Raw genomic sequence first — 24,177 nt, forward strand, 5'->3', positions numbered from 1 at the left:
GCCGGGCGCCTTACACCAGCCAAACGGAACGTGAACTGCTTCTTTCCGTGTGGTGTACAACTCTTCACCCTCTTCTTACGTCGAACTGATGAACAGCGGCGTTTGCCCCACCACGCGCCTGCCATCCCGGAAGAGGAATTCTGCTCATGATGATCCGTCGGTTGTGTGGTGTCCTGCGCGTGCGCGGGGCGACCGACCTGCTCCTCGTACTCCTGCTCGGTGCCGGCTTCGCCGCGCTGCCCGTCTTCGCGCTGCTGCCGTCCCTGTGGGGCTTCGCCGCGGCATCGGCGGTGACGTATCTCGCGGACGAGGTGCTGCACTCCAGGGCTCCGGGCTTCGTGCGCAGGCTGGCGACGCTGCAGCTCACCCGCCCGCTGCGATTCGCGGTCCGCACCGTGATGCTGCTCGCGCTGGCCAGCCGGACGGACGCGCCGGACGAGGTGCTGGTCGCCGCGCTCGCCGTCTTCAGCGCCCACTTCGCGATGATGATGCTGTACACGGCGGTGCATCACGCGATCCGCAGGCGCCGGGTGCTGCCGCTGGTCGTGCGCAACCTCGACATGAGCGGGCTGCCCGTCCCGAAGCAGCCGCCCGCCGTCCTCTACCGGCGCAGCCTGCGCAAGCTTCTCCACCTGGACCTGCCCGCCCACGCCGGCCTCCTCGCCGCTCTGGCCGCCGGGACCTGGGGAATCGCGTACACCGGCTTCGCCCTCGCCGTCGGTGTGACCGCGGCGGGCGTCCTCGCGCTGCTGGGCCAGTACCGCAGGGTCCGCCGCATGCCCGCCCGGGACGAGGTGTTCGCCGAGGTCAACCGCCAGCTCGCCGGATACCGGCCCGAGGTGGCGCTGTACTTCAGCTTCGCCTCCGTCTCCCGGGACTTCATGTACCAGGTCAACATGTGGATCGAGACGCTGGAACAGCTCGACCTGCGCCCGGTCATCATCCTTCGGGAGCGCGCCTCGTTCCGCTATCTCAGCCGCACCTGGATCCCGGTGGTCTGCGTCCCCAAGGCCGACGACCTGGCCGAACTGGAGCTGTCCGGCGTCCGGGTCGTCCTCTACCCGGGCAACGCGGGCAAGAACGTGCACATGCTGCGGGTGGCCGAGGCCAAGCACGTCTTCATCGGCCACGGCGACAGCGACAAGCTCGCCAGCAGCAACCGGGTCAGCAAGGTGTACGACGAGATCTGGGTGGCCGGCCGCGCGGGCCGCGACCGCTACCAGCGGGTCCGGCACGCGATCAGCGACAGCGCCATCGTCGAGGTGGGCCGCCCGCAGCTCTCGTCGATCCGCCTGCACGCCGAGCACACACCCGGCCCGCTCCCCGTCGTCCTCTACGCGCCCACCTGGGAGGGCTGGAGCGACGACGACTGCCACACCTCGCTGATCCCGATGGGCGTGTCCCTGATCGAGCAGCTCCTCACGCAGAACGTCCGGGTCATCTACAAGCCGCACCCGCTCACCGGCAAGCGCTCCGCCGAGGCGGCCGCGGCCGACAAGGCGATCCGCGAGCTGCTGCGGGCCGACAACGAACAGCGCGGCGCCGCCGAGGCCGAGGCCGCGGTCGCCGCGGCGAAGCCCCGGCTGCAGGAGATACAGGCCCGCCTCGACGAACTGTCCGGCCGGCTCGGCGGCGACGACGCCGAGCAGCTGCGCGAGGCCCGGGTGCCCGACCGCGCGGGGGCGGCCGAGTGGCAGGAGCTGCGCGCCGAGTGGCACCGGATCTTCTGGGAGAGCCGGGGCCCGGTCCGCCACAACGTGATCCTCAAGCAACTGCCCGCCCTCTACGAGTGCTTCAACCAGGCGGACATCCTCATCAGCGACGTCTCCTCGGTCGTCGCCGACTTCGTGGCCGGCCTCAAGCCCTACGTCCTCACCAACGCCCGCGACCTGCCCGACGACGAGTTCCGGGCCGCCTACACCACCGCGGGCGGCGCCTACCTCCTCGACCGCGAGTGCACCCGCCTCCCGGAGATCCTGAACGCGGTCCGGGCGCCGTACACCGACCCGATGGCCCTCGACCGCCGCATCCTCAAGGAGTACGTCCTCGGCCCGGACCACCCCACTTCCATGGAGCGCTTCAACGCGGCGGCGAACGCACTGGCGGCGCTGGCTGCGGCGGAGCGCGCGGAGGCGGAGGAGGGGGACGCGGAACTGGCGGCCTGAGCGCGGGCCGGGCCGTATCCGACGGGACAGAGCCGGTGCGGGTGGATCCCGCGCCATGCTCCGGTAAGAACGTGCAGTTCACGGCGCGATAGCCTGGCGATCATGGCGGACTGGGAGATACGGCCGGCGTCGATGGCGGACCTCGAGCCGCTGGCCGAGCTGCGGGCCGTGGTGATGCGGGCGGATCTGGAGCGGCTCGGGCGCTACGACGAGCAGCGGGTGCGGCAGCGGCTGCGGGACAGGTTCGTGCCGACGCACACCTGGGTGATCGAGGCGGCCGGTGCGTTCGCCGGCGGCGTCGCACTGCGCCCGGCCGCGGACGCCCACTGGCTGGAACACTTCTACCTGGCCCCGCACCTGCAGGGCAGTGGCATCGGCGGGGCCGTACTGCGCGAGCTGCTGGAGCGCTGCGACCGTGACGGCACCGCGGTCCGGCTGCAGGTGCTGCAGGGCAGCCCGGCCCGGCGGCTGTACGAGCGGCACGGCTTCACCGTCGAGACCGAGGACCCGGTCGACGTGTTCATGTTCCGCGAGCCGGCCTCGGCCGCGCCCTGAGCTTCCCGGCCACAGCCGTGCACCGGGGCCGTTCAGTGGCAGGTGAACGACTTGCTGGTGAGGCTCGTGCTCAGCGTGCAGGTCTGACCGCGCACCGAACCGTCCGTCCTGTGGAAGGTCAGGTCCCAGGTTCCGTTGTTGTGGTGGAGCTGTCCGTAGCCGAAGACTCCCGAGAGCAGTGGCGGAGTGGCCGTGGGATTGACTTCCTGGGTGCGCGAATCATGGACGGCCTGCTGCGGCGTGCCGATCTGTTGCTTGATGGCGTTGCTGTCGATCGGGCCGTTGTCCAGCGGTCCGCCCGAGGAGCCCACGGTCAGCTGGGGCGGGCGGCGGGTGTCGAAATCGAGCGTCTGGAAGAGATGGATGTGCCCCGACAGCACCAGGCGCACATTGTTCGCCGGCCGCCCCAGAGAGGTGTGGGCCACGGCGTCGTCGAGGACATGAGTCGCCCATTCCACCGCGCCCTGAGCCTGACCGGCCGCTTTCACCATCCAGAGCGGCTTGTGCGTGACCAGGAAGAAGTCCTCGGAAGACCGCTGCTGTGCGGCCTGATTCACGATGTCGAACTGCCGGGCGTAGGTGTTCACCTGCGCCGTACCGCTGTCGGCGGCCGGCACCGCAATGCGGTAGCCCTGTCCAGGGCCACGGTGCACCGAGCCTATTGAGTAGCGGTCGCGCATCCCCTCACGAGATGATCTTTCCTGTGACAGAAGCGGCAGGCCCGGGCGTCGACGACCATGAGTGGGCCGAGGGTTTGGCATGGGCTGTCGGCCTGATATCACCGGACGCCGCTGAGCGCGCCGCGGCCCTGGACCGGCACGCTGGAGCCTCCACGGAGGCAGAGGCTGCGTTTGTCCGCTTGCACGAAGGACCCTTCCCCAGGCTGTGGTTCAGAGCCAGGCTGCGGGCGTATCGCGGGGCCTCCGCTCGCTGCCTGCCGGGAGCGCTGTACAGCGGGAGAAGGTACGCCCATGGGCAGATCGGCACGTGGCCACGGTTGCCCCTTGCGCTGCTCTTCCTGGAGTGGGAGGCACGCTATCCACAGGAGTGGACGGAGCACGCCAAGGCCTGGGGCACGAAACAAGGTCTGATCCGGGATCTGGCCGCCACCGATCATGACCAGGAGCTGAGAGCGAGACTGGTCGACCTGGTCGACCTCGTGGTCCGGCGGACCTACCGGTGCAAGGACCGTGAGTACGTGCGTGTGGCCCGAGCAGTGGACGGAGACGAACTGCGCGACAGGCTCCGCAGGGCGAAGTGCTCGGACAACTCCACGGCACAGCTTCACGCGAGCTACGTGCTGTGGCTTCTGGACCGTCCCGGGACACCGAACACCCGGCACGTCTGGCGCACATGGCTCTCCGGCACCCTCACCTGACGGCCGGTGCACGGGAGTTGAAGTCGGCCAGGACCGAGATCGGCACCCGGCTGCCTCAACAGCTCGCGCTGTAGCGGACACAACCGGACGACGGGGAGTGGCTGTGGTCCCACTCGTGCCGCGCGGTCGTCAGCGCTCCGCCTACCAGGAGGGCCACCAGCAGGTGGGCGACCACCGTCCAGCGGGCGCGGAAGATCACCGCGACAACTGCCAGGACGAGTACGACGATCAGTAGCGTCCGTAGCCGCCCGATGTGCGCCAGGCCGGCCGCGTCGATCTGCGCTCGGTCGCCTTGCGCTGCCCATACCGCCAGCCCGAAGCCGTATATCCAGTCCAGCACGAGCCACGCGGTCTCCAGCAGGAACAGCGGGATCGCGAAGGCGAGGTCCACGCCCAGGCGTGTTCTGCGCGACCAGGGGAGTCGGCGTTCCGGGGCCGAAAGTGTGTCGGTCATGGATGCAGGGTGCCGCGGCCGAGGGTGATGCGCATGAGCACCCGTACTCAACTCGGGTCAGGCGGAGTGGCAGGTGGATGGACAGCGCGCCCCTGGTCCGTCATGCTGCCCTGGCGGTGACGGGCCGGTGTCGGCTGCGTTGTGCGAGAGGCGGGGATCGATGGAGCAATCGCAGGTCGAGGCTGTGCCGCCGGAGCGCGTCCGTTACCGGTTGACGCACCTCCAGCGCCTGCTGTCCGCGCTGCCCGCCTTCTTCATCGTGGCGCTCCAGGTCCTGCTCTGGCTGGATGGCGGACCGTTCGGCCCGCTACGTTTCTCACTGCTCGTGTGGGGCGTTCTGCTGCCCTTGGCGCTGATCACCTCGCGGCCCTTCGGGGTCACTCTCACCCCGTCGGCGGCCGTCGTGCACAACTTCCGGCGCAGGACCATCCCGTGGTCGGACGTCCAGGCCATCCGGATCGAGTCCCTCTTCGGCAGCTGGACCGTCGTGATCTACGAGACGGGCGGCCGTCGTACCCGCCTGCGGGCGCCGATCACCGGGTTCCTCAGCTGGGATCGCAGCTTCGAGGAGAAGTTCCACACCATCGGCAGGTGGTGGCTGGATCACCGGGGCCCGGACTGGGCTCCTGTCCCGCCGCCGGGGGCGTGGTGGGGTGGCCCGACGGCGCCCGACGGGAACCCCTACGCCCCTCCCGCGTAGCCAGGGGCTGACCTGCGCACCCGCCGGAAGAACCTAGTCGGGCAGCAGACTGAAGCCGAGCAGCACCGCGGCCTCGACGCGCACCGTCCCGGGAGCGAAGACACCGTCGGATTCGGGATCGCCTCCGATACGGCTCCCGTGGCTGCGCAGCCCGACCGATTCCGGGTCGACGTCCTGGATGTGCACCACAGGGCCGAGTCGCACACCGCAGGCATCCGCGTAGACCTCGGCTTTGCGCCGCGCGGCCCCGACTGCCCTGCGGCGGGCCTCGTCCCGGAGCGACGGCTTGTCGAACACGTCGAAGTGCACCTCGTCGACTCGGTTCGCGCCGGCCCGGACGGCGTCCTCAATCAGAAGTCCGAGCCGGTCAAGGGCTTCGGTCTGCACGGTGTACGTCGCCTCGCAGCGATAGCCGTGGAACGTCCGGTCCGCGCCGTAACCCTTGAATTCCGACTGGAGGGCGAGGCGCGATCCCGATACGTCGGAGTCGGGTATTCCGTGCTCCCGCAGCACGGTGCGCAGCCTGACAACTGCCGCTCCGGCCTGTTCGAAGGCCTCTTTGGGTGTCGGTGCCAGGAGGTCGACCGCAAGCTTCGCCTGGGCCAGCCGCGGCTCCGCCGACACGTGCCCTGCACCGAGCACACTGAGCCCCCAGGGCTCCTTGATCTCTGCCATTCGGGGATCGAATCAGCAACGTCCCACCGCCGCAACAGACTTGAAGGCAGTCACGGCAGCGATGTCACCGCTCGGGCGGACGCTCGACGGAACCGCGCATGCCGAGTTCGATGTCGTGCTGTGTCGTGAACACAGTGGACACAGTCGAGCCGAGATCCAACTCCTGCCTCCCCTGGGCGGTCTCCGCCTTGTTCGGAGCCGCGATGGGCTGCGTCGCCTGGTCGCTGACCGTCTGGGCGCGCGCGTACTGCGACGCGGGTTACGACGCCGGCGGACGCCTCGAACTCAACTTTCTGCTCCCTCTGGTCGTGGGAGCCGAAGCACTCATCGGACTTGCGGCCCGGGCCATCGGCCGACGCCTGGTGCTTGGCGCGCCGACGGCGGTCCGCGTCTCACTGCCGACGCTGCTGGTGGTTGTCGCGACGGTGTGGCCGGCATGGTGGTTCTTCGCGACCCGAGGGACGCTGGAGGGCTATCCCGGTGACTCCGGCCTCTGCCCCGTGAGCAACGTCCCGCCACAGTGGCCCGACTGGATCCCCGCCTGATCAGCCACGGGGCGCGCCGGCAGTCGTCCGGCCCACCTGCTCGCTTCCCCAACTCATGGTGATGCCGGGCCCGTTCCCCTGCTCGCATCACGCGGCCGGAGGGCCGAAGACCATTCCTTGCGGTCTTCGGCCCTCCGGCGGGGTGCAGCGGCTGTGCCGGCTACGGCGACGGGTGGCAGAGGGTGCGGTCGGCCTCCGCGTCACGGCACAGCCGCCGAGGCGGGCTAGCGGTGGCCGAAGTAGCGGTCGTGATCCCGGTGCCGGTCGGGGTACCAGCCGAGGTGCCAGCCCCGGTCCCGATCGCGGTCATGGTCCCGGCCCCAGCCCCGGTCGCCGTCCCACCCTCGGCCCCGGCCCCAGCCACGGTCCCGGTCCCAGCCTCGGCCCCGGTCCCAGCCGCGGTCGCCGAAGTGACCGTCGCGGTGGTGGTCGCTCCTGTAGCTGTGTGAGTAACTCCTCTCGTTGTCACGGTCGTGGTCGGCTCCGGCTGCCAGGGCGGGCATGGCAGCCGCGCCGATGAGGGCGCCCGAAGCCACACAGGTGGCGATCAGGCGGACCGTCGTACGAGAAACAGACATGAATCTGTCACCTCACGTTCGTGCGTACCGACCCTGGTCGGGGCCGGGGCGTGCAATCCGGAATTCCCGGCTCGGTGCCGAGGTCCCACACTGTGGCCCTCCACGGCGACACCAGATCAACGAAGCGATTCGTGTTACAAAAACCGGATATGTCCGTAACTCTCGCTTGTATGGGCCATCGATACCGGGGGAGGGGCCGGGTGCCGATCTGCCCCGGCTCCGAATCATGCTGCGACCAGGAAAAAGACAGCTGACGGTCCGTGGCGTGCTCGGCGGTCTCGCCGCCTCGACTCCCTCGAACGGCCGGATGGCTTCGGTAACGACGGGGAGGCCTCTGTTCGGGCGACCCGCCGCAGTCGGCGGCGATCCGGGGGAATCTGCTGGACCGGATCACCGACCGCCCGGGGGATGATCGGCTCCACGCCCGTATGCGCCGGTCCGCTCAACAGCTGATCACATTGACTGCCGGAGCGCCGACGGGCCGCGTTAGTCTCCGATCATGGCCTTGCGACCTGATGAGTTCCACGACCACGCACGTGCCGCCGCGGACGGTGAGCTTCGGCTTCCGTTGGCACGGATGACCAGCTGGGACATAAGCCCGTTCGAACCTGATGGACTTCGCGTCGCGCCGCTGCGCCCGCCGGTTCTGCCCGAGCCGGAACGGCACGGCGAGGACCCGGCGGACTGCGACGTGTGCCGCGACCGAGATGAAGGCATCTGGTTCGACGAACGCTGGCGACTGGCCCGGGTCACGGGTGTCGGCGTGCCGCTGGTGCTGATGCTGTACCCCCGCAACCACTACGACATGGCGGATCTGCCCGACGAACTGGCCGCCGAACTGGGGATGCTCACCACCCACCTCGTCCGCCATGTGCAGGCACTGCCGCATATCTCCCGGGCCCACGTCTACCGGATCGGGGACGGGGCCGCACACCTTCACATCTGGTTCTTCGCCAGGCCCGAGGGGCAGGCCCAGCTGTATGGGTCGTGGATGCCCGTCTGGGACGACCTGCTGCCGGAGTACCCGGCGGACGTGGCCGATGCGGACGCGGCCGCCGTCGCTGACGCGTTGGTCTCCTCGTACGGAGGCCGTCGTTCGGCCACGGACGAACAGATGGACGTCTGACGTCAGGAACACGCCAGCCGATGACCCTCCGCGGAGGAAGGGCGTCCGCTTCGTAGCATGAGCCAATGATCAGATCCGTCGAACGGCGTCCCCGGCCGCGGCGCGAGCGGCAGAATCCGGTGCGCCGTCACAGCTTGTTCGCCCTCGGTCTGGTCGGGACCGGTGTGGTGGTTGTTGCGGCGGCGTTCGTATTTCGCGCCGGCTCCGAGGGCACAGCCTCCATCGGCTCCGCCCAAGCCCCCCTGCGGACGACCGGGGCCACGGCGTCCGGTGCGCCCGCGCCGCCGCGACCTGCCGGGAACGTGCGGATCGCCGCCGTGGGAGACATCGTGATGGGCTCGCTGCCGGACGATCTGCCGCCGGACGACGGCGCCTCGTTCTTCGACCCTGTCGACCACCTGCTCGCCGGCGATGTGGTGCTCGGGAACCTGGAGGGCACGCTCACCACCGGCGGTTCCAGCAAGTGCGACGACAACGACAGCCCGAACTGCTTCGCGTTCCACGCTCCGCCGTCCTACGGCCGCCGGCTCAAGAAGGCCGGGTTCACTGTCCTGAACCTGGCGAACAATCATGTCGACGACTTCGGGGCGGAGGGGCGGCGCCAGACGTTCGCCGCCCTGCGCTCCGTGAACCTGCCGTTCACCGGCCGCCTGGGCCAGATCACCGTCCAGCGGCTGCACGGCATCCGGGTCGCGGTGATCGGGTTCGCTCCCGACCGAGGGGCGAACGACCTCACGAACATCCCCGCAGCAAAGCGACTCACCGCCCGCGCCGCAAAGATGGCGGACGTCGTGATCGTCATCATGCACGCCGGCGCGGAGGGCTCGGACCGCACCCACGTGGAGCCCGGCACCGAGTACTTCCTCGGCGAGGACCGCGGTGACTGCTACCGCTTCAGCCGTGCGGTGATCGACGCCGGCGCCGACCTCGTCGTGGGCAGCGGCCCGCACGTGATGCGGGGGATGGAGTTCTACAAGGGCCGACTGATCGCCTACAGCCTGGGGAACTTCTCCGGCTACAAGGTGCTCGGCCTCGGCGGCACACTCTCCACCAGCGGCGTGCTGCAACTGACCCTCCGCCCCGACGGCACCTATGTGTCCGGGCGCCTGCGCCCGACCCAGATCGTGGAGCCCGGCACGCCGGAGCCGGGCGGCGAGGCGATCGACCTCGTCTCCAGCGTGTCGGAGGAGGACTTCGGCCCGCACGCCGCCCACATCTCGGCGGACGGGACGATCCAGCGCCCGTAGCAGGACGCGGCGCCGGATCGGACGCGACTGGGGTGAGCCGGCGGGTCTCCACCGGCCGGACGTCGACCTGGCCCCGGGACCGCCGGAGTACCTGCGTGACCGGACGCTTCCGCGCCCACCACGCGTTCCTGACCCGCCTGCATCTGGACCAGTACGACCAGCTCACCGCCATGATCGGACAACTGGACGAGAGGATCGAGGAGGCGATGGCTCCCTTTCGAGGCGCCCTGGACCTGCTCGACACCATCCCCGGGATCAACCGGGCGGTCGCCGAAGTGATCACCGCTGAGACCGGCGGGGACATGAGCCGATTCCCCTCGGCCCGTCACCTCGCCTCCACCGGGGTCTGTCCCGGCCATCACGAGTCCGCCGGCCGCACCAGGAAGACCAAGGTCCGGCCCGGCAACCCGTATCTCAAAGGCGCCCTCGACCTTGCGGCGTTCGGCGCGGTGAGAACCAAAGACACCTACCTGCAGGCCCGCTACAAGCGGCTGACCTCACGCCGCGGCCCGCTCAGGGCACTGGTCGCCGTCGAGCACTCCATCATCACCGCGATCTGGCACATGCTCACCGACAACATCGCCTACCACGACCTCGGCGGCACCTACTTCACTCAACGCGATCCCGAACGCGCCACCCGCCGGGCCATCAACCAGCTCGGCTACACCGTCACCCTCAACCCGATCGAGGACACAGCCTGACCGACAGGGCCAGACACCCGGCGACCACCACGGCCACCGGGCACCGGGCACCCAAACCTGCCCATCGCCGACCTGACCTGCACCTATTTATGCGTCAGAGCGTTGCGAACGTCGTGCAGGCTGCTCGATTTGTGGGGACGGTGGGGTCAGGAAGGCTTGACCGCCGAGACCGGGGTGACGGTCACCTTGTTGTCGCACTCGGCCCACAGCCCGTCGTTCAGGGCGACCTGGTGCTTCCCGGAGTGCGGCAGCCCGATGACCATCGTCGGATACGTCACCGGGTCCTTGCCCGACACGCAGTAGCCGTCGGCCTCCCCCTGGACCTGGACGAAGGTCAGCTTCACCCACGCCTTGCCGTGCGGCCGGACCGTCACGGTGGCCGCCCTGCCGGTGGGGGTGACCTTGAGCGGGGTGTTGTGAGCGGGGGAGCCGTTGCCGGCGCCCGCGACCGTCGGATGGCCCTTCAGGACGCACGTCTTCCGGGAGACGTTGGTGAACTGCACGACCGCCGCCCCGGTCCCGGTCCCGACGGGCCGGTGGACGGCCTGCCAGGCGCTGACCTGGAGGGCGGAGGCCGGGCAGGCGGGCGGCGGGGTGGAGGTGGTGGTGCTCGCCGCCATGGCCGTGCCGGGCAGGATGCCGGTCACCGCCGCCGCGACGGCCGTGACCGCCGTCGTCGCCAGAGCCGCCCTGCGAATGCCGTTGCTGTGCCGCATGCTGTGGTCCCCCTGAGTCGTCTCGTCCGCGGGTTTCGGTCGTCGGTTGTTGCCCCGCGGTACGCGTGGTCGTGTCGTGGTACGTGAGTGCAGACAGGGCGGGAGAGCGGCAGCGTTCCGTGCGGCGACTACTTGTGACGAAACGGTGACGACAGGCTGCACCCGTGCAGATGGCCGTCAGGGCAGACAGAAGCACCTCCAGCGCGGCGCCGACTTCCTAGACGGCTACAGCGACGATCCGGGGGCCCACGGCCACCGCTTTAGGAGCGAGGTGGGGTGATCGGGGACGTGTCCTGTGATTTCCCTGCCATGAGGCGGCGGCCGGCACGTGCTTCTGCGTTCCGCGACTCCCCGTGAGTTCCCGCCCGTTCTGGCACGGATGTGGCACGACCGATCTTCGTTCCGAAGCAACGCGGGTGGGAGCTTGGTCTGGGGATAGTGCGCCTGCCACATGCGTCGACTGTCTGCCAGTGTCGGTAGTCGCTTGCGGCTGTGTGCTGGCGTTGTCACGCAGTTAGACACTCGGCTTTCACGCCCCTGCACCTGAGCCTGGCGCTGGCTGGTTTCTGGCGGGTAGCTGAAGTTCTACACGCGCAGCTGCCACGAAGGATTGGTGAGCGGCGGCGAAACGATCGAGGAATTCCCGCTCCTGTTCGCTAGACCTTGAGTTCGCGTTGTGAGCTTCGTCCAGATTGCAGCTGATCATGGCCTGGAGGCAGGAGATCGCTGCTGCTACCACGTCGCTACTCTCCGTGAGGAGCTGAACTTCCTCTCCGAGACGTGTCGCCTTGCTGCGGCTCTCAGACATCGACTGCATCGCGCTGCGAGCTGCGTCACGCTGAGGGCCATTGTCGTCGGCGGTGCGATCTTCCACGCGAGGCAGGGCGGAATTGGTTACCCACGCCCACTGCACCGTGCGCATGACTTCCAACTCGGCGACCATGAACGCTGCATAGACGGTTCGGCGCTCTTGCCACAAGCGGACTGCTCGTTCTTCATCTCGCGCTTTGTCCTGGTCGGCTACCTGCCATGCGCGGCTGCGCGCTGCTTGCCATGACTGAGCAGCTACGCCAACGACGACGCCGCCGAGAGATCCGATGAGACCTGCTATCGCTGCATCCATCACTGTGCAGATTAGCGACGAGGCCTCTTCCCTGAGACCGTGTTTGAGATCTGCCGTGTCCCGTGACTGGCGGGGTCGCTGAGCCCGGCGTGAGTGGTTCCGGGGGCGGGTATCCGTAAGATTTGACGGGTGATCAGTGGGCGTTGGTGGAGGCGTTGCTGCCGCCGGCGCGGGTGGGTCCCAAGGGCGGGCGACGTGAGAAGCACCCGCGTCGGCGGATCGTGGATGCGATCTTCTACGTGGTCCGCACCGGGTGTGCCTGGCGGCAGTTGCCCAGGGACTTCCCGCCATGGCCGACGGTGTACTGGTACTTCACCTGGTGGCACGACGACGGCACCGTCGAGCGGATCCACGACGCCCTGCGCGGCCAGGTCCGGGCCGCCGACGGCCGCAGTGTGGAGCCGAGCGCGGGGCTGATCGACTCGCAGTCCGTGCGCACCGCCGACAACGTCCCCGTCGGCACCAGAGGCTTCGACGCGGGCAAGAAGGTGAAGGGCCGCAAGCGGTTCATCGTCACCGACACCCTCGGCCTGCTCCTGGCCGTCCACGTTGTCGCCGCGAACATCCAGGACCGCGACGGCGCGAAGCACCCGCTGCTCTGGACTCGGCTGGACCGTCCGGGAGTTCAGAAGATCTGGGCCGACCAGGGCTTCGCCGGCCGCCTCGTGGACTGGGCCCGGGCGATCCTCGGCCGCGAGCTGGAGATCGTGCGCAAGGCCCCGGACCAGCGCGGATGCCAGGTCCAGCCCAAGCGCTGGGCCGTCGAGCGCACCTTCTCGTGGATCACCGCGCACCGGCGCCTCGCCCGCGACTACGAGCAGCACCCCGCCCGCTCCGAGACCATGATCCGCTGGGCAATGATCGGCATCATGGTCCGCCGACTCACCCGCAGTCATCCCGCCACACGGCCGGGCCCCAGGCCATTGATCCGGGTGGGGCCGGACGAGGATACGGTTCGGGCGTGACCGCTGATGCTGCCGCCCCGAGCGGGACCTGGATCGGCGCCTCGGTGCGCTCTCGTGTTGCCGCGATGGCCCTGGAGGATCCTGAGCGTCGCCGCTTCGGTGCCTCGCACCACGGATACCGGCTTCAACCGCTCCTGTCGGAGGAGGCGATCCGCTCCTTCGAGCAACTGCACGGCGTCACCCTTCCCGCGTCCTACCGGGACTTCCTGGGCACGGTCGCCGGTGGCGGAGCGGGACCTCATTACGGACTGCTGGGCCTGGCAGAGGAAGTGGATGACGAAGAGGCCCTGCACGACCTTCGGACCGAGTGCCTGCGAGCCGGCTTCCTGGCCACCCCGTTCCCGCACACCACGGACTGGCCGGGACCGGGCAGGGGAGGCGACGCCGACTACTCGGTCGCGGGGACTCTGGTCCTCGGCGAGATCGGCTGCGGCACCTTCTCTCGCCTCGCCATCACGGGCACAAACGCCGGACAAGTCTGGCTCGACGACCGGTCCTGGGGCGGCCTGACCCCAGGACCGGACTTCCACGACTGGTACACCGCATGGCTGGCATCTCAGTAGATCTCAAACACGGTCTGAGGGGGAGTTAAAGATCCTCCTTCGCCCCCACCTTGGAGCGGGTGCGCAGGCCCTCGACACCCTCGGCCCGGTAGCGGCGGTACCAGGTGTAGTACGCCTGCCGGCTGATCCCGAAGTACCGGCAGGGCATCGCGACGTTCCCGGTGACCTCTTCGACGTGGCGTATGACCGCCAGGCGCCGCTTGGCCTCACGGTCAAGCAGCGGAGTGGTGGGCGTGGACTTCGGCATGTGGATCTCCGTAGTGATCGGAGACCCAGGTGTCAACGATGATCGTCAGTTTTAGACGGAGGATCTCCTGTTCCAGGGCGAGACGGGTGGCATCCTCGCAGGCTCCGTCATCCGCCGGGCCTGGCGCAGTGCGCGCAAAGCCGTGCTGCCCCTGCACGTCTTCGAGTCACCCACGGGGAAGCGCGTGTACGACATGCGGCACACGCGCCTGACGAAGTGACTCAATGACGGGATTCCGCCCGCTCAGGTGGCGGAGTGGGCAGGGAACAGCGTGCCCGTACTGCTGGCGACCTACGCCCGCTGCGTCGACGGACAGCTGGCTGATCTGAAGCGGCGGCTCGAAGCTGCGGGGGACCTCCCTGAGCTGCCGGACGTCGACTGATCCGCCACCGAGCCAGGCCGAACCCGGCCGAGAACTTCGACACGTATTCGACACGGCCACCCGCGAAAACCCGGTGACAGCCGGACAGCCCCGGAGCCTTCCCTTGATCGTCAGGGGAGTGCCCGGGGCTCTGTCGTACTTACTGAAACATGCTCTGACCAGCAAAAAGCCCTCCCGAGCGGGAGGGCGAGGGGTGGCGCCCCCGGCAGGACTCGAACCTGCGGCCAAGCGCTTAGAAGGCGCCTGCTCTATCCACTGAGCTACGGGGGCCTGGTGCGGGACAAGGATAAAGCTCCCCGTTCCTTGACCCGGTTGCTTCGCCTCCGTGGCTCGATGTGGAGGTTCGGTGAAGCGGTCCTGATAATCGCAGGCAGGTACGAATCGTGCACCGCTTTTGGCCCCTGACGCACAGGGTGTTGTGCACTCGTTATGCCTGGACTGTGCCCGTGTCCCAGTCATCCCTTACATCCGATGTGTTCCATCGGCGCGCTGAGATGTCCATATGCTTCAGAATTCCCCTAAAATTGGGCATTCTTCGCATGTGGTGACCTTGGACGTACGGCCTCAGCTGCTCGACACACTCTCCGCGCTGCGCGACCGTGTCGACGCCGCACGCTTTCCGCTGCCCCTGGCCGGAGCCCCACGCGCGCGTGCGAACCGCGAAGAACTCCTGGCGCAGCTAGACGACTACTTGCTGCCCCGGCTACGGGAACCCGAGGCGCCCCTGCTGGCCGTCATCGGCGGCTCCACCGGGGCCGGCAAGTCGACCCTGGTGAACTCCCTTGTGGGGCGGCGGGTCAGCGAGGCGGGCGTGCTGCGGCCGACGACCCGCACACCGGTGCTGGTCTGCCATCCGGAGGACCATCACTGGTTCAGCAGCATGCGTGTCCTCCCCGACCTCACCCGCGTGTGGGTGCCGGAGCAGGAGGCGGGTGACGACCTCCTGCTCACCGGCGGGAACCACGCGCGCGTGCTGCGCGTGGAGACCGCCGACACCCTCCCGCGCGGGCTCGCCCTGCTCGACGCCCCCGACATCGACTCCCTGATCGCCGACAACCGCGTCCTGGCCGCCCGGCTGATCTGCGCCGCGGACGTCTGGGTCATGGTCACCACGGCCGCGCGCTACGCCGACGCCGTCCCCTGGCATCTGCTGCGCACCGCCAAGGAGTACGACGCCACCCTGGTGACCGTCCTCGACCGCGTACCCCACCAGGTCGTTTCCGAGGTCTCCCGCCAGTACGGCGCCCTGCTCACCAAGGCCGGCCTCGGTGACGTACCCCGCTTCACCGTGCCGGAGCTGCCGGAGTCGGCCTGGGGCGGCGGCCTGCTCCCGGCCACCGCCGTGGCGGCCCTGCGGACCTGGCTCGTCCACCACGCCCAGGACTCCACGGCCCGCCAGCGCGCCGTGGCCCGTACGGCGTACGGCCTCCTCGACTCGCTCAAGTCGCGTCTGCCCGAGCTGGCCAGTGCCGCCGCCGCCCAGTACGCGGCCGCCCTCCGGCTCACCTCCGCCGTGGAGAGCGCGTACGACAGCGAGCACGCGCGCGTGCGCGGCCGGCTGCAGTCCGGGGCCGTGCTCGCCGGGGACGCGCTCAAACGCTGGCGCGCCTTCCCGCTCGACTGCACACCCGGTGAGCTGCTCGACTCCCTCGTGGAGAGCCTGGCCGCGCTCCTCCTGTGCTCCGTCACCGCCGCCGACGAGCGTGTCGACGAGGCCTGGCGGCGCGAGCCCGCCTCGGGCGCCGCCGGGCTCGTCGGCCGGGATCCCTCCCTGGAGAACGCCGAGCACCGCATCGGGCTCGCCGTACGGCGCTGGCGGCGCGAGTTGGAGGAGTACGCCGAGGACGAGGTGCGGGAACTCGAGCGCAGCATCGCGCCCGACGCCGAGGTCGTCGCCGCTCTGGTCGCCACCACGCTGCTCGGCGGGCGCCGGGCGCGCAACGCGGGCGAGGGGCTCGCCCAGCGGATCAGCGCCCACGGCGCGCTGCGGCTGCGCGACCGGGCCGGACGCCTGCTGACCGAACACGTCGACCGCGTCATGCACACCGAACGCGAGCGGCGCCTCGCCCCGCTCGACGCCCTGGACGTCCAGGCCGAGCCCCAGGCCGAACTCATCGCCGCGCTGTCCGTACTGCAGAAGGAGAGGTGACCGGTGACCGCCGTCACTGACCACGACCACACGGACCACACGGACCACATGGATCACATGGAACGCATGGAGCACGGGGAGGGGGCCGGGGGAGTGGAGCCCGGCCTCGGGGGCAAGGGCGAGCTGGGCGACAGCCTCCCGCCGGGGGGAGGCGGTTCCGAGGACGGCCTTCCGGGGCAGGGCGGCCCGGCTCCGGAGGGGCACATCGCCGGGACGGCTGCCGGCACGGACGCCAGGACCGAGACCGACGCCGACGCCGAGGCCGGGAAGGAGTCCGATGCCGATGCCGGGGGCGAGGCCGCGGAACGGGGCGCCGGGACGGACCGCGTGCTGCACGCGCGCGTACCCGAGAAGCGCGCGGAGAGCGACCCGCACGTGCGCCTGCCGGAGAAGCGCAAGGAGAGCGAGCCCCCCGCGCGCGTACCCGAGCCGAACGGGGACGGGGAGCCGCACGCGCGCGTGAAGACCCCCGAAGCCGATGCCGGCAGTGGGCAGCACACCCGCCCCAAGGACGGCGGATCGCCCGCCCCGGCCCCAGCCCGGGCCCCCGGCCCAGCCTCCGACGCGGACCGCGACTCCGGATCCGCCCCCGACCCCGAATCCGACCCCGAATCCGAGGACGCCTGGGACGACGGGCTCATCGCCCGGCGGGTCACGGAGAGCACCGCCGCCGCCCTCGCCGCCGAGCGTGCCTCCGTACTGGACACGCCCGCACGCAACGCGGTCAGCCACATCCCCGCGCCGCTGGCCTACGACGGCCCCCTGCGCTCCCGTCTCGACGCCCTGCGCGAACTCGTCGGCCTCTCCCGCACCCGCCTGGACATCCGCACCCTCGCCGAGGCGGGGCGGGTCCTGGACGAGGCGACCGCGCGCCGCAAGCTCTCCGGGCGGCACACCGTCGTCGCCATCGCGGGTGCCACCGGCAGCGGAAAGTCGCAGCTGTTCAACGCGCTCGCCGGAGTGGCCATTTCGGAGACCGGCGTACGGCGCCCGACCACCGCCGCCCCGATCGCCTGCAGTTGGAGCGACGGCGCGGCGAGTCTCATCGACCGGCTCGGCATCCCGGGCCGGCTGCGCAGGCGCCCCGTGCAGAGCGCGGAGGCCGAGGGGCAGCTGCGCGGGCTGGTCCTGATCGACCTGCCCGACCACGATTCCGCGGCCGTGGAGCACCGTACGCAGGTCGACCGGATCCTGAAGCTGGTCGACGCGGTCATCTGGGTGGTCGACCCCGAGAAGTACGCGGACGCCGTACTGCACGAGCGCTACCTGCGGCCCATGGCCGGCCACGCGGAGGTCATGTTCGTCGTCCTCAACCAGATCGACCGGCTGCCCGGGGAGGCCGCCGACCAGGTCCTGGACGATCTGCGCCGGCTGCTCGACGAGGACGGCGTCGCGCTCGGCGAGTACGGCGAACCAGGTGCCAACGTGCTCGCGCTGTCCGCGCTCACCGGCGACGGCATCGGTGATCTGCGCGAGGCACTCGGCGAGTTCGTGACGGAGCGCGGTGCGGCGGCCCGCCGGGTCGCGGCCGACGTGGACGCCGCGGCGGAGGAACTGCGGCCCGTCTACGTCACCGGCCGGCGCATCGGCCTCAGCGAGGAGGCACGGGAGGAGTTCGCCGCCCGGCTCGCGGCCGCCGTGGGCGCCACCGCGGCCGGCGAGGCCGCCGAACGCGCCTGGCTGCGCAACGCCAACCGCGCCTGCGGCACGCCCTGGCTGCGGCTGTACCGCTGGTACCAGGACCGTGGCGGACCCACGACGGGCCGGGTCCGGGTGCGGCCCCAGACGGACGAGGAGGCCACGGCCCGTCAGCGGGTCGAACAGGCGGTTCGTACGGTCGCCGACCGGGCCTCGGCGGGTCTGCCGACGCCTTGGGCGGCGGCGGTGCGCGAGGCGGCCGCACGCGGTTCCAAGGGGCTGCCCGAGGCGCTGGACGAGCTGGCTGCGCGGGCCGGGATGCCGCCGGGACGGCCGCCGCGCCCGGGGTGGTGGCCGGTGGCCGTTCTGGTCCAGGCGGCCATGACCCTGCTGCAGGTCGTGGGCGGCCTGTGGCTGGCGGGCCAGATCGCCGGGTTCATGGCACCCAACCTGGGGGTGCCGGTGCTGCTGATGGTGTGCGGGATCGTCGGCGGGCCGCTCGTGGAGTGGGGCTGCCGGATGGCGGCCAGAGGACCGGCACGCCGGTACGGCATGGAGGCGGAACGGCGGCTGCGGGAGGCGGCCTCCAGCTGCGGCCGGGCCCGGGTGCTCGATCCGGTCGCTGCGGAGCTGCTGCGGTACCGGGAGGTGCGGGAGCAGTACGGGCGGGTGGTCCGGACCGGTGCCGGGGCGGTGTGAAGCCGGCGGGTGCGGGTGCGGCCGGCGAGGGTGGGTGAGGACTGGAGCACACGTGGGCCACTCGTTCGGGTGCCGGGATTTTCCACAGGCGGATGGCCGTCCACAGCGCTCAGCGGGCTCGGCCCGGCGGAGGCAGTCTGGTCCCACGGCGATCGCGCCGCACGGCCGACGAGTGGAGGGCGGGCGGCGCAGGCGATCGGCGTGGCGTGTGACGGCGTACCCGGACCGGGTGCGCGGGCACGGCGGACGCAGCCGTACGGGAGGGGCCCGTAGGCGTGTCCGCCCGGTCGAAGGGCCGGGCGAGGGAGGGGTGAACGATGAACGAGACCGTGGTGTGCGTGGTGGGCAACGTGGCGACGCAGCCGGTGTACCGGGAGTCGGCGGCGGGCCCGTCGGCGCGGTTCCGGCTCGCGGTGACCTCGCGGTACTGGGACCGGGAGAAGAACGCCTGGACGGACGGGCACACCAACTTCTTCACGGTGTGGGCCAACCGCCAGCTCGCCGTGAACGTGGCGGCGTCGGTGGAGGTGGGGCAGCCCGTCGTCGTCCAGGGGCGGTTGAGGGTGCGCTCGGAGGTGCGCGAGGGGCAGCAGAGCTGGGCGTCGGCCGACGTCGACGCGGTGACCATCGGCCACGACCTGTCGCGGGGCACCGCGCTCTTCCGCCGCGCGGCCAGGCCCGAGGTGCCGGGGTCGGCACGTCCGGAGCCGAACTGGGAGACACCGCCCGCCGAAGCCCCGGCCGGTGATCCGGCCCAACAGCGCCCGGAACCAGCGGCAGTGACATGACGTGAGCCGAGCCGCCCGCCGCCGTCGGCCGCGTCGCCGGCGATGCCCGCGCCCCGGCCTGCACCCGGGCCGAGTCGCGGCTTGTCGCCGCGTCACCCCGAACACCTCCACCGAATCGGTGGATTTGTCGACAAGCCCAGCTCGAGTCCCGTTCGGGCGATAACGATTCCGGATCGGATCGGCTATCAGACGATCTGACCGGCGGGGCGGGGTCCGCGTGATCCATAGGATGCCGGGCATGCCCCTCGGGGCCGCCGATTCTGCTGGTGGGACCGTCCCCCACGTCCAACGGGTCCTGCTCGAAGGGGAATTCTGTGCTTGCTGCGTTCTCTGGGTTTCCTCGATCCGCCCAAGTGGCCCGCCTCGGCGCCGTGACGCTGGTGTCCGGCCTGGTGGCGGCGAGCGTGCTGGCCGGCTCCGGCGTGGCAGCGGCCGACGAGAGACCGCAGACCCAGGGCGGCGCGACGGCCACGATCAACGGTCTGAAGACCTACGGCGAGGCCGTGATCCATGAGGACGGCGGCGACCAGCGGGTGGCCGCGGGCCTGTTCGAGATGTCCGTGGACGGCGGCGGCACCCTGCAGACGTACTGCGTCGACCTGCACAACCCCACCCAGCGCGACGCCCGCTACCAGGAGACGCCCTGGAGCGGGACCTCGCTGGGCACCAACAAGGACGCCGGCCGGATCCGCTGGATCCTGCAGAACTCCTACCCCCAGGTCAACGACCTCGCCGCCCTCGCCCGGAAGGCGGGCGTGGGCGGACTGACCGAGCAGGACGCGGCGGCCGGCACCCAGGTGGCCATCTGGCGATACTCGGACGGGGCGAAGGTCGACGCCGTCGACCCGCAGGCCGAGAAGCTCGCCGACTATCTGGAGAAGAGCGCCCGCGGCAGCGCCGAGCCGCAGGCCTCGCTGACCCTGGACCCGTCCGCGGTCTCCGGTCGTCCCGGCGATCTGCTCGGCCCGGTGACCGTGCACACCAACGCGGACAGCGTGGCGGTGAGCCCGCCCGCGGACCTGGCCGGCAGCGGGGTCCGGATCATCGACAGGACCGGCAAGGTGATCACCTCGGCGAGGAACGGCAGCGAGCTGTACTTCGACATCCCCGAGGACGCGGACGAAGGGTCGGCCCAGCTGACCGTGCAGGCGTCGACCACCGTGCCGGTGGGCCGTGCCTTCGCCTCCGAGAGCCGAAGCCAGACCCAGATCCTGGCCGGCTCCAGCGAGTCCACGGTCTCCGCGACCGCGAGCGCCACCTGGGCGGACAAGGGCGCCATACCGGCGGTGTCGGCCCGGAAGAACTGCGCCAGGGGCGGCGTGGACATCACCACGGCCAACAAGGGCGACCAGCCCTTCACCTTCGAGCTGATGGGAGCCGAGCACACCATCCCGGCGGGGGCCACCCGCACGGTGACGGTCCCGCTCCAGGAGGACCAGCCCTACGATTTCACGATCACCGGCCCGAACGGCTTCAGCCAACGCTTCACCGGTGTCCTCGACTGCCGGACCCAGGGCGCGCTGACCACCAAGAGCACCCAGACCCTCAGCGAGCCCAGCCCCGCCACGGTCGGCGGCTACACGACCCCGCCGGACACCGACCTCGCCGCCACGGGAGGCTCCGCGATCACTCCGATGATCGCCGGGGTGGCCATCGGCCTGGTCGTGATCGGTGGCGCGGTCCTGGTGGTCCTGCGCCGCAAGGAGACGCCCACGGGGGAGTGACGGACCCCACGGCATGCCGCGCCCGCCCGGCGGCCTGCGGCAGGATTGAGCCGTGCCAACCAAGTCGGACAAGATCGAGCTGAGCGAACACGAACTTCGTGAGATCACGGGCTACGCGGCCGAATGCGCGCGCAGGGCTCTGTCGATCTTCGAGGAGAGCCTTCCTGCCGACACCCGCCCCCGCGACGCCATCGACGCGGCGGACGCCTTCGCCGGGGGCGGCCGGCGCACGGGAGCTCTGCGGCAGAGCGCCTGGGCGGCGTTCAGGGCGGCTCAGGAGGCCGACGCACCCGCCGCGGTCGACGCGGCCCGAGCGGCCTGCCACGCGGCCGGTGCCGCGTTCCTCCACCCCCTGGCGGACGCGCATCAGGTGAAGCACATCCTCGGTGCGGCGGCGCATGCGGCGCGAGCCGAGGAGCTGGCGTCCGAAGAGCCGGCGGCCGAGGACCGGACCGTCGCCGCGGGGACCCTTGAATGGGCGCGTCGTCACGCACCGGCGGCGGTCACCGAGGTGCTCGGCCGGCTGCCCGTGGCGCCTCCCGGGGGTGGGCGAGTGGGCGAGTTCATTCGCGACCTCGACTCCGCACTCCGCTCCTGAGAAACTGCAGGTCAGGGCGTTCTGCCCGCTCGGATTTCCGCGCAGGGCCGACCGGGCTGCGCAAAGTGGGAGGGTGTTCCGGGCCACCCCCGCTCCAAAAGAAGCTGACGCACAGGTAAAGTCCGACCACCTATTTGGAGAACATCCGAGTGCATCGGCTTCCAGTTCGCGGTCGTCCGGCCGCGCCCGCCGGCAAGTCAGTGCTCGGGGATGTTGAGTTGCCTGGAGCCCGCGAAGTGTCATCGCCCCTGTCTGCTCGGTCACGTACCGCAGCGGCACGCCTCCTCCTGCCCACGGTGCTCGCCCTGTCGTACGCCGGCCAGGCGGTCGGCGCCCTCCTCCCGAGCGTTCCCCTTCTCGTGGCTTCCACCGCTGCCGGACTGCTGGCTGACATGGCCATGCACCGTTGGCAGCGGGGCATGGCCTCGGCCCTCGGGAAGCTGCATGCGACGGTGTTCGTGCGCCAGGTCGTGCGGGATCTTCTGCTGGTGGCCGGTCTGATCCGTATCGAGGACCAGGACTACGAGACGAAGTACCTGGTTCTCGTCTGCGGTCTGCTGGTCTTCTACTCCCTGCACTTCGCCTGCCAGGCGCTCGCGATCCTCGTGCGCCGGTCCCGCACCCTGCCCGTGGTGACCCGGAACATCGACGCCTCGCCGCTGCAGCTGAGGCCCGCTCCTCCGGCCCTGCTGATGAACCGCGCGGGGCAGCGGCTCCTGATGTTCGGTCTGCCCTCGACGGCCGGCCTGCTGGCCACCGCGGCGGGCGTCTCGGCCTGGTCCGCGGCCGCGGGCATAGGCGTGTCCGCCGTCTGCGCCGTGCTGGCCGTCGGCATGCTGCTGGTCCGGCTGCTGCCGGCCCGCAGGCCGGTGACGAGCGAGCAGGCGCTGGAGTGGTTCGAGGCCTGGCTCGCCGAGTACCAGCCGACCGTGGGCATGTACTTCTCCGGCGGCAACAGCTCGGCCTACCAGGCGAACATGTGGCTGGAGCCGCTGGCCCGGCTGGAGGGCCGTCCGCTGATCGTGCTCCGCGAGCGCTTCATGGTGCGGAAGATCGCGTCCACCGACATCCCGATCGTGTGCCTGCCCAAGGTCGCCGACCTGATGCGGCTGGAGCAGTCCACGCTGAAGATGCTGATCCACCCGTCGAACTCGGGCAAGACCTCCCAGGTGCTGCGGATCCCCACCATCAAGCACGCCTTCGTCAACCACGGCGAGAGCGACAAGCTGTCCAGCTGCAACCCGTACGCGAAGGCGTACGACGAGGTGTGGGTGGCCGGTCCCGCGGCGCGCGAGCGCTACGCCCTGGCGAACGTGGGTGTCGACGACCGGGACGTCGTGGAGATCGGACGCCCGCAGCTGGACGCGATCGCGCCGTACGCCGGTGCGCCCACGGGCCTGTACACCACGGTTCTCTACGCCCCCACCTGGGAGGGCTGGGACGGCAACCCGGGCAACACCTCGATCATCGAGGCCGGCGAGAACATCGTCCGCGCCCTCCTGGCCGATCCCCGGGTCCGGCTCCTGTACAAGCCGCACCCGCTGACCGGTTCGGTCGTTCCGCAGGCGGGAGCCGCGAACGCCCGGATCCAGGAGATGATCCGCGCCGCCAACGCCGTCCGTGTCACGGAACACGCCGACGAGCGACCGGCGCCCTCCGCGGCGGCGGAGCTGGCCGGCCGGACCGCCGAACTCGACCGGCTGACCACGTCCTCGTTCCGGGCGAGCGCGGACGACGCGGAGCGGATGACGCTCCAGTCGGTCCCGGAGCCCGGCCGGGCCGCGGCCGTGACCGCCGCGACCGCAGCCTGGGAGACCGCGTTCTGGGCCTCGTTCCCCGCGTGGGAGCACCAGATCGTCACCGGGGCGCGACCGAACGTCTACGCCTGCTTCAACGTGGCCGACGTGCTGGTCAGCGACGTCTCCAGCGTCATCTCCGACTACCTGGAGAGCGAGAAGCCCTACGCCGTCGCCAACACCAGCGGCCTTCCCGAGCAGGACTTCCGCGCGGCCTTCCCGACGGTCCGGGCCGGCGCCGTGCTCACTCCGGAAGCGGCCGGCATACCGGCCCTGCTGGAGTCCGTGCGCCACCCCGAGAAGGACACCTACGCCGAGGCCCGCACCGAGCTCAAGCTGCACCTGCTGGGCCCCTCCGACCCGCCGTCCGTCGTCCGCTTCAACGATGCGGCCCGGGCGCTGAGCGCGGAGGCCGACGAGCACCGGGCGAGCATGGCGGTGCGCGCCCTCCCGGTGATCCCGACGCAGCGGGACGCCGGGGCGACGCTGGACAACGAGCACGCCAAGGGCTGAGTCCCAGGGCGGCCACGCCGGACCATCCGGTCCGAGGGGCCGTCACACCCCGGTCCGCGGGTGTGACGGCCCCTCGGCCGTTCCGGGAAACCCCAGGTCAGCGGCGCCCGCCCGTACTGGTTTCCATCCAGGGCTAGCGGTCAGGCAAGATG

General features: G+C 70.6%; 22 protein-coding genes, 1 tRNA gene and 1 pseudogene. 16 read left to right on the top strand and 8 right to left on the bottom strand.

Annotated elements, in window-relative coordinates:
* The first annotated feature begins 146 nt into the window (after window positions 1-146).
* Complete coding sequence (locus AC07DS_RS39085; protein ID WP_479153337.1) at window positions 147-2,165, top strand: hypothetical protein; 2,019 nt, start codon at window positions 147-149, stop codon at window positions 2,163-2,165.
* A 102-nt stretch (window positions 2,166-2,267) separates the two neighbouring features.
* On the top strand, window positions 2,268-2,720 hold the full coding sequence (locus AC07DS_RS39090) for an N-acetyltransferase family protein (protein ID WP_479153339.1): 453 nt from the start codon (window positions 2,268-2,270) through the stop codon (window positions 2,718-2,720).
* 32 nt (window positions 2,721-2,752) lie between these two features.
* Here AC07DS_RS39090 and AC07DS_RS39095 read toward each other — a convergent pair whose 3' ends face one another.
* The gene (locus AC07DS_RS39095; protein WP_479153340.1) at window positions 2,753-3,400 is read right to left on the bottom strand and encodes a hypothetical protein; all 648 of its coding nucleotides are present in this window, start codon (window positions 3,398-3,400) and stop codon (window positions 2,753-2,755) included.
* A gap of 317 nt (window positions 3,401-3,717) precedes the next feature.
* Between AC07DS_RS39095 and AC07DS_RS39100 the strand changes: the two genes are divergently transcribed.
* Entirely contained in the window at window positions 3,718-4,098 is a 381-nt protein-coding gene (locus tag AC07DS_RS39100) for a hypothetical protein (protein ID WP_479153342.1), read from the top strand.
* A 55-nt stretch (window positions 4,099-4,153) separates the two neighbouring features.
* Here the strand turns inward: AC07DS_RS39100 and AC07DS_RS39105 are convergent, their stop codons facing one another.
* On the bottom strand, window positions 4,154-4,552 hold the full coding sequence (locus AC07DS_RS39105; RefSeq protein WP_479153344.1) for a DUF6234 family protein: 399 nt from the start codon (window positions 4,550-4,552) through the stop codon (window positions 4,154-4,156).
* Between the two features lie 160 nt (window positions 4,553-4,712).
* On the opposite strand from AC07DS_RS39105, the gene AC07DS_RS39110 reads away from it, so the two are divergent.
* Entirely contained in the window at window positions 4,713-5,252 is a 540-nt protein-coding gene (locus AC07DS_RS39110; RefSeq protein ID WP_479153345.1) for a hypothetical protein, read from the top strand.
* 33 nt (window positions 5,253-5,285) lie between these two features.
* Here AC07DS_RS39110 and AC07DS_RS39115 read toward each other — a convergent pair whose 3' ends face one another.
* Window positions 5,286-5,927 carry an SIMPL domain-containing protein gene (locus AC07DS_RS39115; RefSeq protein ID WP_479153347.1) on the bottom strand — a complete coding sequence of 214 codons (642 nt, stop codon included), beginning with the start codon at window positions 5,925-5,927 and terminating at the stop codon, window positions 5,286-5,288.
* 125 nt (window positions 5,928-6,052) lie between these two features.
* On the opposite strand from AC07DS_RS39115, the gene AC07DS_RS39120 reads away from it, so the two are divergent.
* Complete coding sequence (locus AC07DS_RS39120; protein WP_479153348.1) at window positions 6,053-6,472, top strand: hypothetical protein; 420 nt, start codon at window positions 6,053-6,055, stop codon at window positions 6,470-6,472.
* Window positions 6,473-6,696: 224 nt separating this feature from the next.
* On the opposite strand, the gene AC07DS_RS39125 is transcribed toward AC07DS_RS39120, so the two are convergent.
* Window positions 6,697-7,050 carry a hypothetical protein gene (locus tag AC07DS_RS39125; RefSeq protein WP_479153350.1) on the bottom strand — a complete coding sequence of 118 codons (354 nt, stop codon included), beginning with the start codon at window positions 7,048-7,050 and terminating at the stop codon, window positions 6,697-6,699.
* A gap of 499 nt (window positions 7,051-7,549) precedes the next feature.
* On the opposite strand from AC07DS_RS39125, the gene AC07DS_RS39130 reads away from it, so the two are divergent.
* The 3 genes from AC07DS_RS39130 (at window position 7,550) to AC07DS_RS39140 (ending at window position 10,124) form a co-directional block, all read left to right on the top strand.
* Window positions 7,550-8,176, top strand: a complete 627-nt coding sequence (locus AC07DS_RS39130; RefSeq protein ID WP_479153351.1) for a hypothetical protein — start codon at window positions 7,550-7,552, stop codon at window positions 8,174-8,176.
* Between the two features lie 65 nt (window positions 8,177-8,241).
* Entirely contained in the window at window positions 8,242-9,423 is a 1,182-nt protein-coding gene (locus AC07DS_RS39135; protein WP_479153352.1) for a CapA family protein, read from the top strand.
* 95 nt (window positions 9,424-9,518) lie between these two features.
* Window positions 9,519-10,124: a transposase gene (locus AC07DS_RS39140; RefSeq protein WP_479153353.1), complete on the top strand. Its 606-nt coding sequence runs from the start codon at window positions 9,519-9,521 to the stop codon at window positions 10,122-10,124.
* A 146-nt stretch (window positions 10,125-10,270) separates the two neighbouring features.
* Here the strand turns inward: AC07DS_RS39140 and AC07DS_RS39145 are convergent, their stop codons facing one another.
* On the bottom strand, window positions 10,271-10,840 hold the full coding sequence (locus tag AC07DS_RS39145) for a DUF4232 domain-containing protein (protein ID WP_479153355.1): 570 nt from the start codon (window positions 10,838-10,840) through the stop codon (window positions 10,271-10,273).
* A 529-nt stretch (window positions 10,841-11,369) separates the two neighbouring features.
* Complete coding sequence (locus AC07DS_RS39150) at window positions 11,370-11,963, bottom strand: hypothetical protein (RefSeq protein ID WP_479153358.1); 594 nt, start codon at window positions 11,961-11,963, stop codon at window positions 11,370-11,372.
* A gap of 122 nt (window positions 11,964-12,085) precedes the next feature.
* Between AC07DS_RS39150 and AC07DS_RS39155 the strand changes: the two genes are divergently transcribed.
* Both AC07DS_RS39155 and AC07DS_RS39160 read left to right on the top strand, forming a co-directional pair.
* Window positions 12,086-12,928 (top strand): IS5 family transposase, encoded by an 843-nt coding sequence (locus AC07DS_RS39155; protein ID WP_479153360.1) that lies wholly within the window; start codon window positions 12,086-12,088, stop codon window positions 12,926-12,928.
* On the top strand, window positions 12,925-13,491 hold the full coding sequence (locus AC07DS_RS39160) for an SMI1/KNR4 family protein (protein ID WP_479153361.1): 567 nt from the start codon (window positions 12,925-12,927) through the stop codon (window positions 13,489-13,491). Before AC07DS_RS39155 ends, AC07DS_RS39160 begins: the two co-directional genes overlap by 4 nt.
* Before the next feature lie 49 nt (window positions 13,492-13,540).
* Here the strand turns inward: AC07DS_RS39160 and AC07DS_RS39165 are convergent.
* Window positions 13,541-13,738: pseudogene (locus AC07DS_RS39165) on the bottom strand (helix-turn-helix domain-containing protein); the annotation flags it as partial.
* Window positions 13,739-14,314: 576 nt separating this feature from the next.
* Window positions 14,315-14,390, bottom strand: a tRNA-Arg gene (locus AC07DS_RS39170).
* Window positions 14,391-14,661: 271 nt separating this feature from the next.
* Between AC07DS_RS39170 and AC07DS_RS39175 the strand changes: the two genes are divergently transcribed.
* From AC07DS_RS39175 to AC07DS_RS39200, 6 genes are all read left to right on the top strand, one after another.
* On the top strand, window positions 14,662-16,269 hold the full coding sequence (locus AC07DS_RS39175) for a dynamin family protein (RefSeq protein WP_479153362.1): 1,608 nt from the start codon (window positions 14,662-14,664) through the stop codon (window positions 16,267-16,269).
* 3 nt (window positions 16,270-16,272) lie between these two features.
* Window positions 16,273-18,606, top strand: coding sequence for a GTPase (locus tag AC07DS_RS39180; RefSeq protein ID WP_479153364.1), 2,334 nt, complete (start codon window positions 16,273-16,275; stop codon window positions 18,604-18,606).
* Window positions 18,607-18,923: 317 nt separating this feature from the next.
* Window positions 18,924-19,394, top strand: coding sequence for a single-stranded DNA-binding protein (locus tag AC07DS_RS39185; RefSeq protein WP_479153366.1), 471 nt, complete (start codon window positions 18,924-18,926; stop codon window positions 19,392-19,394).
* Window positions 19,395-19,708: 314 nt separating this feature from the next.
* The gene (locus tag AC07DS_RS39190; protein WP_479153368.1) at window positions 19,709-21,118 is read left to right on the top strand and encodes a Cys-Gln thioester bond-forming surface protein; all 1,410 of its coding nucleotides are present in this window, start codon (window positions 19,709-19,711) and stop codon (window positions 21,116-21,118) included.
* A gap of 52 nt (window positions 21,119-21,170) precedes the next feature.
* On the top strand, window positions 21,171-21,716 hold the full coding sequence (locus AC07DS_RS39195) for a putative immunity protein (RefSeq protein WP_479153370.1): 546 nt from the start codon (window positions 21,171-21,173) through the stop codon (window positions 21,714-21,716).
* A gap of 236 nt (window positions 21,717-21,952) precedes the next feature.
* Entirely contained in the window at window positions 21,953-24,025 is a 2,073-nt protein-coding gene (locus AC07DS_RS39200; RefSeq protein WP_479153372.1) for a hypothetical protein, read from the top strand.
* Window positions 24,026-24,177: the final 152 nt, after the last annotated feature.

The organism is Streptomyces sp. NPDC044064 (assembly GCF_056434245.1).

Coding starts and splice junctions, on each gene's coding strand:
- AC07DS_RS39145 (WP_479153355.1), bottom strand. CDS start 10,840: ATGCGGCACAGCAACGGCATTCGCAGGGCGGCTCTGGCGACGACGGCG.
- AC07DS_RS39125 (WP_479153350.1), bottom strand. CDS start 7,050: ATGTCTGTTTCTCGTACGACGGTCCGCCTGATCGCCACCTGTGTGGCT.
- AC07DS_RS39110 (WP_479153345.1), top strand. CDS start 4,713: ATGGAGCAATCGCAGGTCGAGGCTGTGCCGCCGGAGCGCGTCCGTTAC.
- AC07DS_RS39130 (WP_479153351.1), top strand. CDS start 7,550: ATGGCCTTGCGACCTGATGAGTTCCACGACCACGCACGTGCCGCCGCG.
- AC07DS_RS39090 (WP_479153339.1), top strand. CDS start 2,268: ATGGCGGACTGGGAGATACGGCCGGCGTCGATGGCGGACCTCGAGCCG.
- AC07DS_RS39105 (WP_479153344.1), bottom strand. CDS start 4,552: ATGACCGACACACTTTCGGCCCCGGAACGCCGACTCCCCTGGTCGCGC.
- AC07DS_RS39185 (WP_479153366.1), top strand. CDS start 18,924: ATGAACGAGACCGTGGTGTGCGTGGTGGGCAACGTGGCGACGCAGCCG.
- AC07DS_RS39115 (WP_479153347.1), bottom strand. CDS start 5,927: ATGGCAGAGATCAAGGAGCCCTGGGGGCTCAGTGTGCTCGGTGCAGGG.
- AC07DS_RS39150 (WP_479153358.1), bottom strand. CDS start 11,963: ATGGATGCAGCGATAGCAGGTCTCATCGGATCTCTCGGCGGCGTCGTC.
- AC07DS_RS39085 (WP_479153337.1), top strand. CDS start 147: ATGATGATCCGTCGGTTGTGTGGTGTCCTGCGCGTGCGCGGGGCGACC.
- AC07DS_RS39095 (WP_479153340.1), bottom strand. CDS start 3,400: ATGCGCGACCGCTACTCAATAGGCTCGGTGCACCGTGGCCCTGGACAG.
- AC07DS_RS39135 (WP_479153352.1), top strand. CDS start 8,242: ATGATCAGATCCGTCGAACGGCGTCCCCGGCCGCGGCGCGAGCGGCAG.